The organism is Chryseobacterium carnipullorum, from assembly GCF_900142785.1.
Lineage (GTDB): Bacteria > Bacteroidota > Bacteroidia > Flavobacteriales > Weeksellaceae > Chryseobacterium > Chryseobacterium carnipullorum.
Genome location: NZ_FRCD01000030.1, coordinates 1 through 17,256 on the forward strand (window position 1 = coordinate 1; position 17,256 = coordinate 17,256).

Annotated in this window: 10 protein-coding genes; 3 read left to right on the plus strand and 7 right to left on the minus strand. The window is 38.4% G+C overall.

Translation table 11 applies throughout. The features are described 5' to 3' along the window. Positions 1-99 precede the first annotated feature (99 nt). The gene (locus BUC06_RS22450; protein ID WP_073336748.1) at positions 100-465 is read right to left on the minus strand and encodes a hypothetical protein; all 366 of its coding nucleotides are present in this window, start codon (positions 463-465) and stop codon (positions 100-102) included. Between the two features lie 25 nt (positions 466-490). Then, the gene (locus BUC06_RS22455) at positions 491-1,630 is read right to left on the minus strand and encodes an acyl-CoA dehydrogenase (RefSeq protein WP_073336749.1); all 1,140 of its coding nucleotides are present in this window, start codon (positions 1,628-1,630) and stop codon (positions 491-493) included. A gap of 243 nt (positions 1,631-1,873) precedes the next feature. Here BUC06_RS22455 and BUC06_RS22460 point away from each other — a divergent pair, with 243 nt between their 5' ends. Further along, positions 1,874-3,652 carry an AMP-dependent synthetase/ligase gene (locus BUC06_RS22460; protein ID WP_073336750.1) on the plus strand — a complete coding sequence of 593 codons (1,779 nt, stop codon included), beginning with the start codon at positions 1,874-1,876 and terminating at the stop codon, positions 3,650-3,652. A gap of 198 nt (positions 3,653-3,850) precedes the next feature. Here the strand turns inward: BUC06_RS22460 and BUC06_RS22465 are convergent, their stop codons facing one another. Beyond that, positions 3,851-4,627, minus strand: coding sequence for a zinc ribbon domain-containing protein (locus BUC06_RS22465; protein WP_073336751.1), 777 nt, complete (start codon positions 4,625-4,627; stop codon positions 3,851-3,853). 3 nt (positions 4,628-4,630) lie between these two features. Continuing rightward, entirely contained in the window at positions 4,631-5,728 is a 1,098-nt protein-coding gene (locus BUC06_RS22470) for a Nif3-like dinuclear metal center hexameric protein (RefSeq protein ID WP_073336753.1), read from the minus strand. 61 nt (positions 5,729-5,789) lie between these two features. Between BUC06_RS22470 and BUC06_RS22475 the strand changes: the two genes are divergently transcribed. Further along, entirely contained in the window at positions 5,790-6,617 is an 828-nt protein-coding gene (locus BUC06_RS22475; protein WP_073336754.1) for an ion transporter, read from the plus strand. A gap of 45 nt (positions 6,618-6,662) precedes the next feature. Beyond that, the gene (locus BUC06_RS23970; RefSeq protein ID WP_164466279.1) at positions 6,663-6,821 is read left to right on the plus strand and encodes a hypothetical protein; all 159 of its coding nucleotides are present in this window, start codon (positions 6,663-6,665) and stop codon (positions 6,819-6,821) included. Between the two features lie 82 nt (positions 6,822-6,903). Here the strand turns inward: BUC06_RS23970 and BUC06_RS22480 are convergent, their stop codons facing one another. From BUC06_RS22480 to dnaE, 3 genes are all read right to left on the minus strand, one after another. Continuing rightward, the gene (locus BUC06_RS22480) at positions 6,904-8,490 is read right to left on the minus strand and encodes a GEVED domain-containing protein (protein WP_083564170.1); all 1,587 of its coding nucleotides are present in this window, start codon (positions 8,488-8,490) and stop codon (positions 6,904-6,906) included. Positions 8,491-8,737: 247 nt separating this feature from the next. Further along, positions 8,738-12,094: a fibronectin type III domain-containing protein gene (locus tag BUC06_RS22485; RefSeq protein WP_073336758.1), complete on the minus strand. Its 3,357-nt coding sequence runs from the start codon at positions 12,092-12,094 to the stop codon at positions 8,738-8,740. Positions 12,095-12,425: 331 nt separating this feature from the next. Beyond that, on the minus strand, positions 12,426-17,093 hold the full coding sequence (gene dnaE / locus BUC06_RS22490) for a DNA polymerase III subunit alpha (RefSeq protein ID WP_073336760.1): 4,668 nt from the start codon (positions 17,091-17,093) through the stop codon (positions 12,426-12,428). Positions 17,094-17,256: the final 163 nt, after the last annotated feature.

Consider the following 17,256-nt stretch of genomic DNA (forward strand, 5'->3'; position numbering starts at 1 on the left):
TTGCCTGAAGAGGACAACTTTTTCCTTTTTTGGACAATAAAACAAAGTTCAACTAAAATAAAATCCGTCTCGCAAATTGGTTGTGAGACGGATTCTTCGCTATTTCATATTGACTACTTTGTCTACAACAAACTTTGTGTTTCCTCTCCAGGGAAGTGCTCCATTGTATTCTTTATAATGAAGATCAAAAGTTTTACCACTGTTGGTTTCCAACTGCTTAAAAACTTCAGGATCATTGACAGAAAACTCAAACTCGTAGCTTGTAATGGTTCCTGTTTTCCCTTTTCCAAAACCTTCCTGGATTAATTTTCCTTCATAGGTTTTGAAAACGTAGCCTTTTTTTATGGCATAATTAAGGTAGCCGGACTTTACGCCCTCTCCAAAAACGAAAAAGTATTTATACCATACCAATACGCTTACCAGAATAAGGACTACTCCCAGACTGATCCACAAAGTTTTTTTCATAATAAGTAGTGTGTTTTATATTAATTTATTTTGCGATGCTTCTTGAAATCACAATTTTCTGGATTTCAGAAGTCCCTTCATAGATCTGCGTGATCTTCGCATCTCTCATCATTCTTTCCACATGGTATTCTTTCACGTACCCGTATCCTCCGTGGATCTGTACTGCTTCGATCGTTGTATCCATTGCTACCTGAGAAGCGTATAATTTTGCCATTGCACCGCTCTCGGAGATATCTTTACCTGCATCTTTCTCAACAGCTGCCTTGAAGCAAAGCATTCTTGCTGCTGTGATCTGAGTGGCCATATCTGCTAATTTGAATGCGATAGCCTGGTGATTGATAATTTCAGTTTTGAACGCTTTTCTTGTTTTAGCATATTTTAAAGCTAATTCATAAGCTCCTGAAGCAATCCCTAACGCCTGAGAAGCAATACCGATTCTACCTCCATTCAATACAGCCATTGCAAAATTGAAGCCAAAACCATCTTCTCCGATTCTGTTTTCTTTCGGTACTTTTACATTATTGAAGATCAAAGAGTGGGTATCACTTCCTCTGATTCCCAATTTATCTTCTTTCACACCGATTTCAAAACCTTCCCATCCTCTTTCTACGATGAAAGCATTAATTCCTTTATGTTTTTTCTCAGGATCAGTCTGTGCGATCACAATATAGTAAGAAGCCGTTCCTCCATTGGTGATCCAGTTCTTAATACCATTTAACAGATAGTAGTCTCCCTTGTCTTCTGCCGTTGTTTTCTGAGAAGTAGCATCAGAACCTGCTTCAGGCTCAGATAATGCGAAAGCTCCAATCACCTTTCCGCTGGCAAGAGGAGTAAGGTATTTTACTTTCTGTTCTTCGGAAGCAAATTTTTCAAGACCTGCACATACCAGTGAGTTGTTTACAGACATTACAACCGCTGCAGAAGCATCTATTTTTGCGATCTCCTCCATGGCCAAAACGTAAGAAACGCTGTCCATACCCGCACCTCCGTATTGAGGATCTACCATCATTCCCAAAAGTCCCATTTCACCCATTTTCTTCACTTGTTCTGTAGGGAATTTCTGGTCACGGTCTCTTTCGATAACTTCGGGTAATAGTTCATTTTGTGCAAAATCTCTTGCAGCCTGCTGAATCATCAGCTGTTCTTCCGATAAATTAAAGTCCATAAAAAATAATAATTAGATAGCTGTAAATTTACACTTTTTAACGAAATCTGAAAATAGAATTAGAAGTTAGAGATGAGAAGTTAGAAGTTAGCGGTTGGTAGTTTCAAATTTTAGCAGTACAATCGCTGAAAAGCGGTGGATATTATGGCAAACATTCAATTAATTCCCAATTGGGCGTTTGTAATTACAACAATTAAAAAAAATGCTTATATTTAAAATTCTTTAAAAATTACTTAAAAAATCATGGCAATCAAAAGATTATTCGATATTCCACACTACGCTTTAGAAAAATTTCCTAAAACGGACATGTTTGTAACCAAATATCAGGGCGAATGGAAAAAAACTTCGACGTTAGAGTTTATCAATCAGGGAAATAAAATATCCAGAGGACTTTTGAAACTGGGCATAAAACCGGGAGATAAAATCGCTCTGATCACTACCAATTCCCGTACAGAATGGGCAGTGATGGATTTTGGATTGTCTCAGATCGGGGTGGTTTCGGTTCCTGTTTATCCGAGTATTTCAGCTGAAGATTATGAATTTATCTTTAATAATGCCGAAATACAGTACTGTTTTGTATCTGACAAGGAACTTCTTACCAAGGTGATGAAGGTGAAACATAATATTCCTTCCCTTCAAGGCATTTTTACCTTCGACAATATAAGCGGGGCTGCCAACTGGAGAGAAATTCTGGATCTCGGGGAGGATGATTCTACCCAAATTGAAGTAGAGGATCTTTCCAATGCGATCAATTCTGAAGATCTCGCCACTATTATTTATACTTCCGGAACTACAGGAAGACCCAAAGGAGTAATGCTTACTCACCATAATATTGTTTCCAACGTTTTGGGGGCTATTCCAAGAATTCCAAAGAAAAAAAGTCTTGATTACAAGGATTCAAGAGCATTAAGCTTCCTTCCGATCTGTCATATTTTTGAAAGAATGCTTTTCTATCTGTACCAGTATAATGGATTTTCAATCTATTTCGCTGAAAGCATTGATAAAATGGGCGAAAATATAAAAGAAGTGAAGCCTCATTATATGACGGTGGTCCCCAGATTGGTGGAAAAAGTGTATGATAAAATTTACAACACAGGTTCGTCTGCCGGCGGTCTGAAATCAAAAATATTCTTCTGGGCTTTAAATTTAATCAGCAAAAAGAAAGTCATTGGAAAACCGTCCGGACTGCAGGAAATCATAGCGGACAAACTGGTTTTCTCTAAATGGAGAGAAGGTTTGGGCGGTGAAATTATCACGTTGGTTTCCGGCTCTGCGGCTTTGTCCACAAGATTAAATATGATGTTCCAGAATGCCGGAATTCCTATTCTGGAAGGATATGGATTAACAGAAACCTCACCGGTTATTGCAGTCAATAGTTTTAACAAAATGAAGGTAGGAACGGTAGGTGTTCCATTGGATAATCTACAGGTAAAGATCCAGGAAGATGGTGAAATTACCGTGAAAGGACCTTCTGTTTTCAAAGGTTATTTTAAAGCTGAAGAAATGACCAAAGAGGCGTTTACCAATGATGGATTTTTCAAAACAGGGGATATAGGACATATTGATGCTGAAGGATTTTTACAGATCACTGACCGTAAAAAAGAAATGTTCAAAACATCAGGAGGAAAATACATTGCTCCGCAAATGATTGAAAACCAGGCAAAAGCTTCAAAGTTTATCGAACAGATCATGGTGGTAGGTGATGGTGAAAAAATGCCGTGTGCATTGGTACAACCCGACTTTGAATTTGCTAAAAGCTGGGCCATGAGAAATAATCTGAAAATAGGTTCTACCCCGGCAGAAATTGCAAAAAGCACGGAATTAAAGGAAAGAATTGAAAAGGAGATTGAAGGCATCAACGAACATCTCGGAAACTGGGAAAAGATCAAGAGAATTGAGCTCACTCCCGAAGTCTGGGCCATTGAAACAGGATTGCTTACTCCCACTTTAAAACTGAAAAGAAAAGCGGTCAAAGAGAAATTTATGGATCTGTACAATAAAATGTACGAACATCACGAATAAAAATACAAGGAGCTGTTTCAGAAATGAAGCAGCTTTTTTATTTTAAACATGACGACCTCAAACTTTTATTAATAGCAAAACTTCAAGACAGTACAAACGAATTTTGTTATCAAAGAAAATCCAATCATTGACAAGATATCATCACAAAAAAAATGTGCTTCATTTCTGAAACACATTTTATATGATTTAAAATCGCAATTAAAATTTAATCACCGATTTCATTCTGTCGTTTTCTTCCATTACCAATTCGTCATCTACAAGAATTTTTCCTGAGTGCTCATCAATAATAATTTTCTTTCTCTGTGCGATCTCCATCTGCTTCTGTGGAGGAATGGTAAAGAATGAACCTTTTGGTGCTCCTCTTTCTAATCCTACAACAGCTAATCCGTTGATAGAGCTCTTTCTGATTCTGTTATATGAAGCTAGTAATCTTTCGTCAATCTTACTTGCATACTCTTTAGACTGCTCTATTAAGTATTCTTCTTCTTTTTGAGTTTCAGAAACAAGACCGCTTAATTCTTCTTTTTTGAATTTTAAATGGTTCTTTAAATCACTGATTTTCTCATTAAGTTCGCTTAAAGTTTCATTTTTGTGAGCAATTTTAACTCCGAATTCTTTAATTCTTTTATCAGCAAGCTGAATTTCCAACTCCTGGAATTCCATTTCTTTTCCTAATGCTTCAAACTCTTTATTGTTTCTTACCGTATCCTGCTGAGATTTGTATTTTTCAATTAAAGTTTTTGCATGGTTGATCACTTCATGCTTTGTTTTGATCTGGTCGTCCTGATCTTTGATATCTGCATGAAATTTTTCAGCTCTTTTTTCAAGTCCTTCAATCTCAATTTCAAGATCTTCAACTTCAATTGGCAATTCTCCTCTGGTATTTCGGATTTCATCCAATCTTGAATCAATGATCTGTAAATCGTATAAAGCTCTTAATTTTTCTTCAACTGAAATATCGTTGGTTTTTGCCATATCTTAAATGAAATAATTTACTGGGTTTGTTTTTTCAATAGATTTTGAAATTGCAAATGTACTAAATTTTTGTGACAAAATTTCAAATAATTGTTGAGTTACAAATTGTTCTGATTCATAATGACCTATGTCACAGATCAGCATTTTGGATTCCGCCATGAAATAATCGTGGTATTTGATATCTCCGGTAAGGTAAGCGTCACATTTCTTTGACAAAGCTGATTTTATTCCACTCGCTCCGGATCCCCCAAGAACCCCCACTCTTCTGATTTTTTTACGGGTAAAATCTGAATGTTTGATAACTTCAAGCCCGAATTTTTCCTGTACAAGTCTTAAAAAATCCTTTTCATCCATTTCCTCCTGAAGTTCGCCATACATTCCCAAACCTGAGTGCTGATTTTCATTATCCAGCTGATAGATCTGATGAGCTACTTCTTCATAGGGATGTGCTGCCTTCATGGCTGAAATAATAGCATTCTGTTTATAGCCTTCAAAAATAACAGAGATCATGTCTTCATCTGCATTTTCACGGATGTTTTGTTGTCCCGAAAATGGATTGGATCCTTCCACAGGTCTGAAAGTCCCGTTTCCGTTGAGCGTGAAACTGCACTCATCATAAAAGCCAATATTTCCGGCACCCGCAGAAAACAGGGCTTCTTTCAATTTGTCAGAATGTTCTTTAGGGACAAAAACGGTCAATTGTTTCAGATTATTTTTTTTGGGCTGAAGAATTTTGAGATCTTTTAATCCCAAATGGCTGCATATCCCGTGATTAACACCGAATAAGTCATTATCAAATGCTGTGTGTATGGCATAAATGGCGATTTTATTTTCAATCGCTTTCAGCACTGCTCTTTCTACATAGTTCTTTCCTGTCAGAGATTTTAATCCTGAGAAAATAATAGGATGAAAACATACAATCAGGTTACAGTTTTTCTGAATAGCCTCCTCCACGACATTCTCCAACGCATCATGGCACACAAGTATACCGCTGACATTTCTGCCGGGAACTCCGCAAAGAAGTCCTACATTGTCAAAATCTTCCGCCTGCTGAAGGGGAATACGGTTCTCTATTTTTGAAATTACTTCGCTTATTGTCATTTTATTCTGTATGTTTGCTACGAAAATAACGATAATTTGTTAATTTTAAAAAACATTAAAAATGGAAAGAGAACATAATCTTGTTCCTGAAGATAAGCTTTGGAAAAGGTTTCTTTACAGGGTCATTTACCGTGCCGATACTAAACTCGGGAAGTTATTTGACATTACATTATTATCTCTGATCCTTATCAGTACAGCCATCATCATGATGGAAAGTGTACCCCAACTTGATAAAAGGTTTCACTACTCTTTTCTGATTCTTGAATGGATTATTTCTATTTTTTTCACGGTTGAATACTGGATGCGAATCAGTGTTATAAAGAATAAAAAGAACTACATTTTCAGCTTTTTCGGAATCATTGATTTTCTTGCACTTGTTCCTTTTTATCTGAGTTTCTTTTTTCCTGTTACAAAATACTTCCTGATATTCAGGATGCTGAGAATGCTGAGGATTTTCAGAATTTTTAATCTCCTTGACTTCATGAATGATGGCTACCTCATCGTTCGGGCCCTAAAACACAGTTCCAGAAAGATCTATATTTTTCTTTTGTTCCTGATCATCTTTTCAGTGATCGTCGGCTCCCTTATGTTTATGGTAGAGGGCGGAAGACCCGGATTTGAAACGATTCCACAATCCATTTACTGGGCCGTAGTTACTGTGACGACGGTAGGGTATGGAGATGTCTCCCCTATTACGCCGATGGGTAAATTCTTTGCTGTTATTTTAATGCTTGCCGGTTATTCGATCATTGCCGTTCCAACAGGAATTGTAACAGCAGAAATGCGGAACAAAAGACAGAATCTTGAAAAGATCTGCGACCAGTGCGGCAATGAAGATATAGATGATGATGCGAGGTACTGCAAACAGTGTGGCAAGAAATTAGCTTAGTATCTGGTATTGATATTAATCTATTAACCCAATACCAAAAAAATCATGGAACCACAAAAGAAAAACAAGCCCAACAGTCTGGTCATTATCCTTTTCTCTTTAGTCGTATTAATGATCATTATTTATTTCATACTAGTCATGTTTTTCCCTACCATATTTGAACATATGAATACAGGAGATATACAGCCGGTACCCAACAAATGATCGTGATGAATGATAAGTAACATAAAAAAGACGGCAAAATTGCCGTCTTTTTCTATCAATTGGGATTATTTTCTTTTTCTTTTTATTTTTTGATCGCTTTGATCATTTGCTTGGAACCATCTTTCATATTCAGTGTCACGAAATACAATCCTTGCTTCAGATCTCCTAAATGAAGCGCAGAAGATGGATTTTCAATGGTTTTCACCAATCTTCCGGAAACATCAGAGACTGAAACCGATTTTACAAGGTCTGATTTTGAAATATTCAGCACCTCAGTGAACGGGTTAGGATAGGCTTTAATATCTTCTTTTGCTTTGGAAACTTCAGATGTAGCCAGTGATGCAGATTCTACGATAAAATTATCGACGAAAAATTCATAGTCTTCCGAATCGTCTACTGTTCCGTCAGAGGCATAAAATGCAAAAACTGTATTGGCTCCTGTGTAAGAAGTCAAGTTGTAAGAATAGGTCGTAGAAGTATTAGACGGTGCGTTGGCAGCATTCCAGGTCTGCAGAACGGTCCATGTACTTCCTCCGTCACCTGAAACCAGAAACTGAACCACATCGTCAGATCCCATCGCCGAAGGAGTGGTTTCTAAAAACTCTGTAACTCCATAATCAAATTTAACTTTATATCCTCCTGCCGACAGATTGAAAGGTACGGTCTTCAGCCACGCTTGATTATCGGTGTAGTAAAGATTTACTTTGGCAGCATTGTCCCCTGAATTCAGGAAGTCACCACTATACCATAATTCGTCAGTATCGGTAGGTCCTGTAGATGCATCACCTCCTGAAGCCTGCTCCCAGCAATTTCCCGGAAATGTTGAAAAATTATTGGTATAGGTTACTGTGGGTACCACAACGGCACATTCTGTTGTAAAGGACGTTCCTAAAGACCATGCACTTTTATCAGTAGCACTGCAGGCAGATCTTACCCACACGTAGTACGTGGTAGCGGAAGATAATGTGGAAAGCTGAGCAGATGTAGAGGATCCTGCTACGCTTCCTGTAGCTGCAGTAGTACTTGCAGGGGCAGTGTTTGTTGTAGAATAGTAATATTCATAGCCTGTTCCAACGGTACTTGTAGAAGCTGTCCATGAAATAGATGCTGAATTGGAAGTTACTGTACTTGAAGATAAATTACTAGGTGCCAGACAGCTTGGAGCTGCTCCTATAATCACTGTATAATCGTGCGCTTCTCCATATCCGGCTGTATTACAAGGTTCCGGCTGGCTGGAATACCGGTCGCCTACTCTCATTCTGTAAGTTCCCGGTGTAACTGTAGCCGGAATAGAGATGCTGCCGTTGGTAATAGAATTATTATCCGGACCTGTACTGCTTGCTGTTGCAACAAGCTCCGGTGCCGCATCATCAAATGTTCCGTTGTTATCAAAATCAATCCAGATCCGTACGTTTTGATTGGAATAATCATGAACTACAGAAAAGGCATAATTTACCCCTGCGTTCATATTAATGGTCTGCGCTGTATAATCTCCGTAAGCTCCCTGAGAACATCCGGTATCCAAATGACTGAATCCAGCTGAAGGAATGGTAAAACTGTCAATCATATCGCCGCCATCGCACCCGCTGGAAAATTCCGGTATACAATAGGTCTGAGCAAATGCACATGTGCCAATCATTAGTAAGTTCGCAAGTAAAAACTTTTTCATATAAATTTATTTTATGGTATTAGCTAATTTAATAAAAAAAACACAATAACTATTTTTTTATTTAAAATATAGATGGCTCTCTACCAGTTATCTATATCAAATAGGTTTAATTGCTTTTTGCAATGGGTGTGATAAAGTATTTTTAAGTGCATTTATTTTTCATATTATTAAAAACTGATCATCAGTGGGTAAAAAAAATAGCAGCCTTTCAGCTGCTATTCTATATAATAATACGGTCAATAAAATTTTATTTCTTAATGGCCTTGATCGTTTGTTTTGATCCGTCTTTCAAGTTAAGCGTTACCAGATACAATCCTTGTTTAAGATCTCCCAACTGAAGAGTTGAAGAAGGGTTATCGATGGTTTTTACAAGTCTTCCGGCAAGATCAACAATTGATACTGATTTTACTTTAGAGATATCAGAGATATTCAAGACTTCTGCAAAAGGATTTGGATAAGCTTTGATCTCATTTTTAGCTGCAGAAACTTCTGAAGTTGCTAGAAGTGATGAATCGTAAGCTGAAATACGGAACGTACCGTCTGTACCTCCTCCTGAGCTTGAGTATCTCCATACACTAGCGTATAAAGTTGCACCAGGTGTCTGTCCTGTTAAAGAAACCTTAGAGAAGTTATCATTACCATTATCATCATCACAAGCGATAGAAGTAGTACTTGTACAGTCTGCAAAAACTGAAAGTACGGTATCTGTTAAAGCTGTACCTGTAGCAGTATCTGTTTCAATAGTGACATTACCGGAAGCGGGAACCACTACTTTATACCATACATTTCCTGCCACATTTGTTGGCGCTAAAAGACAGCTGGCAGCTAAAGCAGGAGTATTAGTAGAACCTACAGTTGTTCCATTTACTACATTTTGAGCAAATGTTCCTCCAACCACTAGATTTACAGCAGAAGAACAGTTATCATTTGCAGGCGGAACAGCCAATGTTGTGAAAGATCCGGATACCCAAGCACTTTGTGTTCCGGCACACATAGATCTTACCCAATAGTAATAAGTCGTTAAAGGCTGCAGAGGAGTCAGAATCTGGCTAGTAGCTGTAGTAGCTGTTCCTGACGCAGGAGCTGTGTTAGTTGTTGAAAAATAATACTGATATCCATTTGCCGGAGCAGTCGTAGGAGCTGTCCAGGAAATTGTAGCAGAAGAATCGGTAACCAGTGAAATGTTTGGATTTACAGGAGCATCACAAGCAGGAATAGATTCTACCACAAAATTATCAACAAAGAATTCATAATCAGGAGTATCATCAACTGTACCATCGCTTCCATAGATAGCAAACATAGTATTAGCCCCTAAGTAATTCGCTAAATCGAAAACATAAGTGTTTGAAGTATTGCTAGGTGCGTTATTGACATCCCAAGTTTTTAACACGCTCCATGTAGTTCCTCCATCTGTAGAAACAACAAGCTGCACCACATCATCAGAACCCATAGGACTGGCAGTTGTCGCATTATAGGTAGTTACACCATAATCAAATTTAACTCTATAACCACCAGCAGATAAATTGAAAGCCGGAGATTTCAACCATCCTTGTCTTCCTGTGGTATAAAGATTAATTTTAGCAGCACCGGTGCTTCCTACGTTTAAGAATCCATCGGCAACCCAGTAGTTTGTAGTACCTGTACCCGGTCCTGTTGCAGGTGTTCCGCCATTAGCCAGTCCCCAACATGTGCCAGGGAAATTCGAAAAATTATTTGTATAACCAGGTGTTATCACACCGCATACTGTTGTAAAGTTTCTTACGGTACATGATGAAGAAGTTACCCCAGCATTATAAGAATTTACAGTATAGTAATAGGTCGTCGAGGTATTTAGAGGAGTAGGTAAAGTATAAGTGGTCACATTACCAACATCTGCATTGTTTAATACGTCTGTTCCTCCGGATGTAGTTCCTATAGTAATTCTATAACCAGTTGCGTCCGTATTGGCTGCCCATGTAAACGTAGGGGTCACAGGAACATTAACTGCTGAAGAAGCAGGAGCGGATACTACCGGACAAAATGTTTTCGTTGTAAATGATGGCCCTGCAACCCAGAGACCTTGATCAGAACTGCTGCAACGGGATCTTACCCACACATAATAGGTGGTAAGCGGTGCAAGGTTTATCAATGTAGCAGTGGTACCTGTAGCACCCACTACATTAGGGGTACTTGCACTTGTAGGAGCTGTATTGGTTGTACTATAATAAATATCATATGCAGGGGCAGGATTTGCCATCGTCCAGCTTACAGATTCTGTTGTAGCTGTTGAAGTACCCACCGTAACTGTATCCGGCATTAAACACGTAAGTGCATTAATATTTACATTATCAACATAGATATCATCACTTCCATTATCACCTGTCGCAAGGAATCTTACAACAGCCGTTGCACTGGTGGTTCCTAAGTCAACGTATTTGGTAGACCATGAAGCAGAAACTCCGTAAGTGGATCCTACACTGTTAAATGTAACTCCTCCATCAGTAGAAATTTGTATTTTTAGATTATCGGTTCCGGTTGGATTAATATAATCAAAATTTAAAATTCTGCTTCCTGCACCAGTGGATAAATTAACATATAAATCCATATACCCGGATGCATTCACAGTATTGTATGAATGAAATCTTGCAGTCGTTGCTACAGCAGGCGCTGAAACGGTATTGCTTCCCCCTGTGCCAGACCATCCTGAAGCACTTGAAAACCCTGAAAGAGAAATATCACTTGCTCTCCATGAGTTATCGCCTCTTGCAGGCCATGTTCTCCAATTAGCTGCATTGGGCAGATCTCCCGTTGAGTTACCATTTGCCCATGTTCCAAAACTTTCAGTGAAAGGTAATGTTGCATAAGCAGGAGCTGTAGAAAGCCATGTTCCGGGAGTAAATGTAAAGGTAAGACCGGAAGCAGGAACAGTAACTCCGTTAGTACTTCCTAAAGTACAGGTGGATGTTGTTGATGTCCCGATCGCTGTGGCGGTCCAGTCAGTACCGGTTCTATTATTCATATCTGAACTTTCAGACCCTCTTATCCCTACTTGACCGGTTAAAGTAGCAGTTCCGGAAACACAGTTACCATATACAATATTAACGGTATTTGATGTTAAATCAAGCTGTATCTGGAAATTAATAAGCTGTGCAGCAGCCGCCGTATTACCTTGTAAATCTGTAAACTGAACAACAAATTTTGACCCTACAGTTTCATATGAAATTTCAGACGTTGTCGTACTTGCATGTCTAAGGTTCGCTGCAAAACCAGCAAATGCTCCTTCATAAGGAGTGGTGGTATCCGTAGAAAGGCCTGAATAGGTAGCTGCCAAAGCAGGTGTGCCAAGTGTTATAAAACCATTATTGCTAATGTAAATGCTCGAATAAGATTTACCATTATACTTAAAAGCTGATGGTAAGTTAATCGCTGCAGACACAGCATCTGTTCCTAATGTTGCGCCGGATTGCCAAATAGTTCGACCAGCTGATAGCGGAGTATAGGTTCCACTATTCTGCGCAAATCCATACCCGTTATTGGTATTTGGATTAGTAGCCTGTGGTGGACCTACCTGTGCATAAGCTCCCATACTCATGGAAACTAAGCACGAAAGTAGAAGTTTTTTCATACGTAGTAAAAATAAATTAGAGGGTAAAAGTAAACAAATATTCTATTGAAAATCAAAAATTATCATAAAATATTAACAATAAAATCACAAAACAATCCATTGTTTACATAAAATCAAATATGTGTTTAATTTTAATATTAAATCAACAATACCAGAAAAACATATAAAGCATTAATATTCAATATATTAATATGAAATAAAAAGTCACTAAAAATAGATTAATTTTCAATTTAACATAAAAAAAATAATATTTTTTCACTTGACAACGACTTAATATTTACATAAAAAAAGCGGCAAAATGCCGCTTTTATACTTTAGTATGTCCTGATTCTTAGTTCAGATAGAATTCATATTTATTTAAGAGTTGTATTTCTTTAATGAGATCTCCGTTGAGATCAACGGAATGTTTCATAGACTGAACTTCAATCTGAGAATCATCTTCTATATTTTTAATAAAGAATTTAAGTTTTTGATTTCCTTTATTACGATCCAGAACAGTACGGAAAAAGTCCAGATCTTCGGCGCGTACATCCATGACATCCATCACCAGAGAGATGCTTTTTGCGAATCTTTCAAAAGCTTCCTGAAGTTCAATAACATCATTTACATTCACAAAGACTCTTCCGTCCTTCACCTGTGCAAACTTTATTTTGAAGATCACAAATCTCTGAACCTCCAGTTTTTCTTTCAGCCGCATATAATCACGGTCTCCCAACCTGAAAGAATAAGACCCGGAATAATCTTCCAGTGTAACGAAAGCTACTTTCTCCCCACTTCTGAAACCATCCTGGACCCTATATTCAGTGATCAGTCCGGCCACGGTATATTCTTTTCCACCTCCCCCATTTTCTCTTTCTTTCTGAAGGGTCTTCCAGTCTTTCTTTTTTTCTTCAAACAATTCTTCCTGTTTATTGGCAAAAGCCTGCTCTTTATAAGCATCCACCTCATCGAGATTTAAAAACATAAAATTCCCTTTCGGTTCAGCTTTTTTCGTAACCTCTTCTATGATTTCTTCTTCACCTACAGACATTTCATCAGAAACAATTTCGATAAGATCTACCGTTTCATCCTGTGAATCCTTTTCTAAAATCGGAACTTCATCAGTCACCAGCTTTTCCTCTTCGTCCTTTTCCAGTACAGACTTCTTAGACAATTGTCCTTGCATAAACTGAAAATGATACTTGAATTCATCCAGCGGATGCGCAGAAAGATAGAATCCAATAATTTCTTTTTCTTTGTTAAGTTTATGCATATTCGGCCATTCCGGACAAGGTGGCAATTTAGGTTGCTCAATCTGTACCTCATCGGCAAAATCAGCAAAGAGCGAGTGCTCCATTTCGTTTTTACTTTCCTGAAAACTCTGTCCGTATCTGATCAGCCTTTCAAGATTGGTTTTTCCAGCCATATCAATATCAAAATACTGACCTCTGTGATAAGAACCTAATTCATCGAAAGCACCAGCCAAAACTAAACTTTCCGCTACTCTTTTATTCATTTGAGAAGGCAGTATTCTTTCGAAGAAATCATAGATATTTTTGAATCTTCCATTAGCACGTTCTCTTGTAATCGCCTCACTTGGTCCTTCACCAATTCCTTTAATGGCTCCTAAGCCGAAACGAATCTGTCCTTTTTCGTTTACGGAGAATTTATACTGAGATTCGTTAACATCAGGACCTAAAACATCTACTCCAATACTTTTACAATCTTCCATGAACAGGGTGATAGAATCAGTATTGTTAATGTTATTACTCATTACACTCGCCATATATTCTGCCGGAAAATTAGCTTTAAGATATGCCGTGTGATAGGCAATTAACGCATAGCATGTAGAGTGAGATTTATTGAAGGCATATTCTGCAAAGGCTTTCCAGTCGTTCCATATTTTTTCTAACCGTTCTTCATTAAGATTGTTTTTCCGTCCTCCTTCGATGAATTTCGGATACATTTTATTCAGAACGTCAATCTGCTTTTTACCCATTGCCTTTCTCAGCGTATCGGCTTCACCTTTGGTAAAGTTGGCCAGCTTCTGGGACAAAAGCATCACCTGCTCCTGATAAACGGTAATCCCGTAAGTCTCTTTTAAGTATTCTTCTGTCTCCGGTAAATCGTAAACAATTTCTTCAATCCCGTGCTTTCTGTTGATAAAGTTCGGGATATACTTGATGGGTCCCGGACGATATAGTGCGTTCATGGCAATAAGATCGGCAAAAACCGTAGGTTTAAGCTCTCTCATGTATTTCTGCATTCCCGGACTTTCATACTGGAAAATCCCGATCGTCCGCCCCTCTTTAAATAACTGATAGGTTTTCGCATCATCCAGCGGAATTTCATCCGGATCAAGATCTATATTATGTCTTTGTTTGACCAGCTTCATGGCATCTTTAATAATGGTGAGGGTACGCAGACCCAGGAAGTCCATTTTCAGAAGCCCGGCACTTTCCGCCACCGAGTTGTCAAACTGTGAGACCAGAATATCGGCATCTTTCGCTGCAATGGTTATGGGAACAAGATTACTTACATCCTCAGGCGTAATGATTACCCCACAGGCATGTATTCCTGTATTTCTGATACATCCTTCCATTTTCTTGGCACTTGCCAGTACGTCGAAACGAGGATCATCCGGGTTACTCAGCACCATTCTCATTTCATCCACAAGCATCTGATCTTCAGGCTTCAGTTTATCGTATTTAGCCAAAGCTTTGGCAATATTCATTCCCGGACTGGGAGGAATAAGTTTAGCGATATTATTGGTATCAGGAATGGGAAGATCCAGTACTCGGCCTGCATCTTTAATGGCAGATTTACCACCTAAAACAGAGTATGTAATGATCTGTGCTACCTGGCTTTGTCCGTACTTTTCGATTACCCATTTAATCACCCTGTCCCGTCCTTCATCATCAAAGTCAATATCAATATCGGGCATTGAAACCCTTTCAGGATTCAGGAATCTCTCAAAAAGGAGATCATACTTAATAGGGTCAACATTGGTAATCCCAATACAGTAGGCTACCGCAGAACCTGCAGCGGAACCCCTTCCAGGCCCTACCCAAACGCCCATATTCCGGGCTTCGTTACAGAAATCCTGTACAATAAGGAAATATCCCGGATAACCGGTATTGGCAATTACATCAAGCTCAAAGTCAAGACGTTCTTTAATTTCATCTGTAATTCCTGTTTCTGCATATCGTTTTCTGGCCCCTTCATAAGTCAGATGGGTAAGATAAGCCATCTCGCCTCTTTTGCCTCCATCTTCAGCATCTTCAGCATGAATGAATTCTTCCGGAATATCAAACTTAGGAAGAAGAACATCCCTTTTTAATGTATACGGGCTGAATTTGCCTAGAAATTCTTCATAAGCTTCGAAAGCATCCGGATAAGCCAGAAATGCTTCTTTGATCTCATCACTGTTTTTAATATAATACTCTCCCGTCGTCAATCCTCTTCGTTTTCCAAAACCTTTGCCGACAGGGGTCGTTAATTTTTCACCATCTTTGATACAACTTACAATATCCTGAATATTGGCGTCATCTTTATGGGTATAAAAAGTTTCATTCTGAGCAAGAATTTTCGTGTTGTATTTATCTGCCAGATATAGCAAAACTTCATTCAGGTGTTCTTCTTCAGGCAACTTGTGGTTTTGAAGCTGTACATAAAAATCGTCTCCGAAAGTGTCTTTCCACCATTTAAAAAGTTCTTCCCCTTTTTGCTCCCCCGTATTAAGAATAGCATCCGGGATGTCTCCAAGAATTCCCGAAGTTACCGCAATAAGTCCTTCTTTATACTCAGCGATAAGCTCTCTGCTGATCCTTGGTACTCCAAAGTAGAAACCTTTTAAGAATCCTATACTGGATAGTTTTGCCAGATTTTTATATCCGTTAAAATCTTTTGCCAAAAGAACCATCTGAGTTCTTCTGTCCGGATCATCTTTGGTAAACTGCTTCTGCTCGTAACGTTCTGATATGTAAAATTCACAGCCTACAATCGGAATCAGAGGCTCTGAAACAGGTTCTTCTTCTGTAAACTCCGTTCCGTTTTCTTCAGCCTCCTGCTTTCTGGCAAGGAACTCTTTATGCTTTTTTGAGCGGTCAGAATTGGCAGATTCCACTGCTGAAACGAATTTAAAAGCTCCCATCATATTCCCTATATCCACCATTCCTACAGCAGGAAAGTTTTCATCGGAAGCTTTTTTGATCAGATCATTAATGCTGGATGTCGCCATCAGGGTAGAAAAAACACTGTGACTGTTAAAATTGAAATATTTTCCGATATCAACTTCGTCAATATTCCCGGTATCCGCTTGTTTTTTCTTGTTATTAAAATCCGCAACCTGTCTTCTGATAACAATATTAAAGGGCTGTATCGGGTCAGGATAAAGGGTCTTAAAATAGGCCAGCTGATCTTCGGAAATCTTCAGTACTTCGGCAGGAATAACTCCTATCCTCATCATTTCAAAGAATACCCTGGCAGTTGCATTAACGTCGGCAGCAGCATTGTGAGCTTCGTCAAATTTGTGACCGTAAAGCTTCTCGTACAACTCTTCCAGTTTGGGAGATTTATATCTACCTCCTCTTCCACCGCCAAGTTTACAGTAGTCCGTTCCTAAAACCATGGTATCGGCTTTAGGTTTATCCTGAAGATTGTCTTTTAAATTTTTTCTATAAAGCTCTGCTCCAACAATATTATAATCAAATTCTACGTTGTGTCCGGAAACTACCCTTACCCTGTCCAGAACTTTAGAAAACTCTTCTAAAACCTCCTGAAGATCGCGTCCTTCTTCATTGGCTATTTTGGTGGTAATCCCGTGAATTCTTGCCGCATTAAAGGGAATATCATACCCTTCAGGCTTTATTATATAATCCTGATTTTCAATTAAATTACCTTCATCATCGTGCACCTGCCACGCAATCTGAACCATTCTTGGCCAGTTGTCTGAGTCTGAAAGGGGTGCATTGAAATTTTTAGGTAAACCGGTTGTTTCTGTGTCAAAAATTAAATACATATAAGTTTCTAACTTTTTTAAAAAAGAGAATGTAAAGTTACTTCATTTTTTTCAGATTATTACTCTATAAAGGAGAACTCTGCACACTTATTGATCTTCTGTAAGAAAAGAACTATTTTACTAGTACTTATCAACAGATAACCGTTACTGAAAACAGATTTCT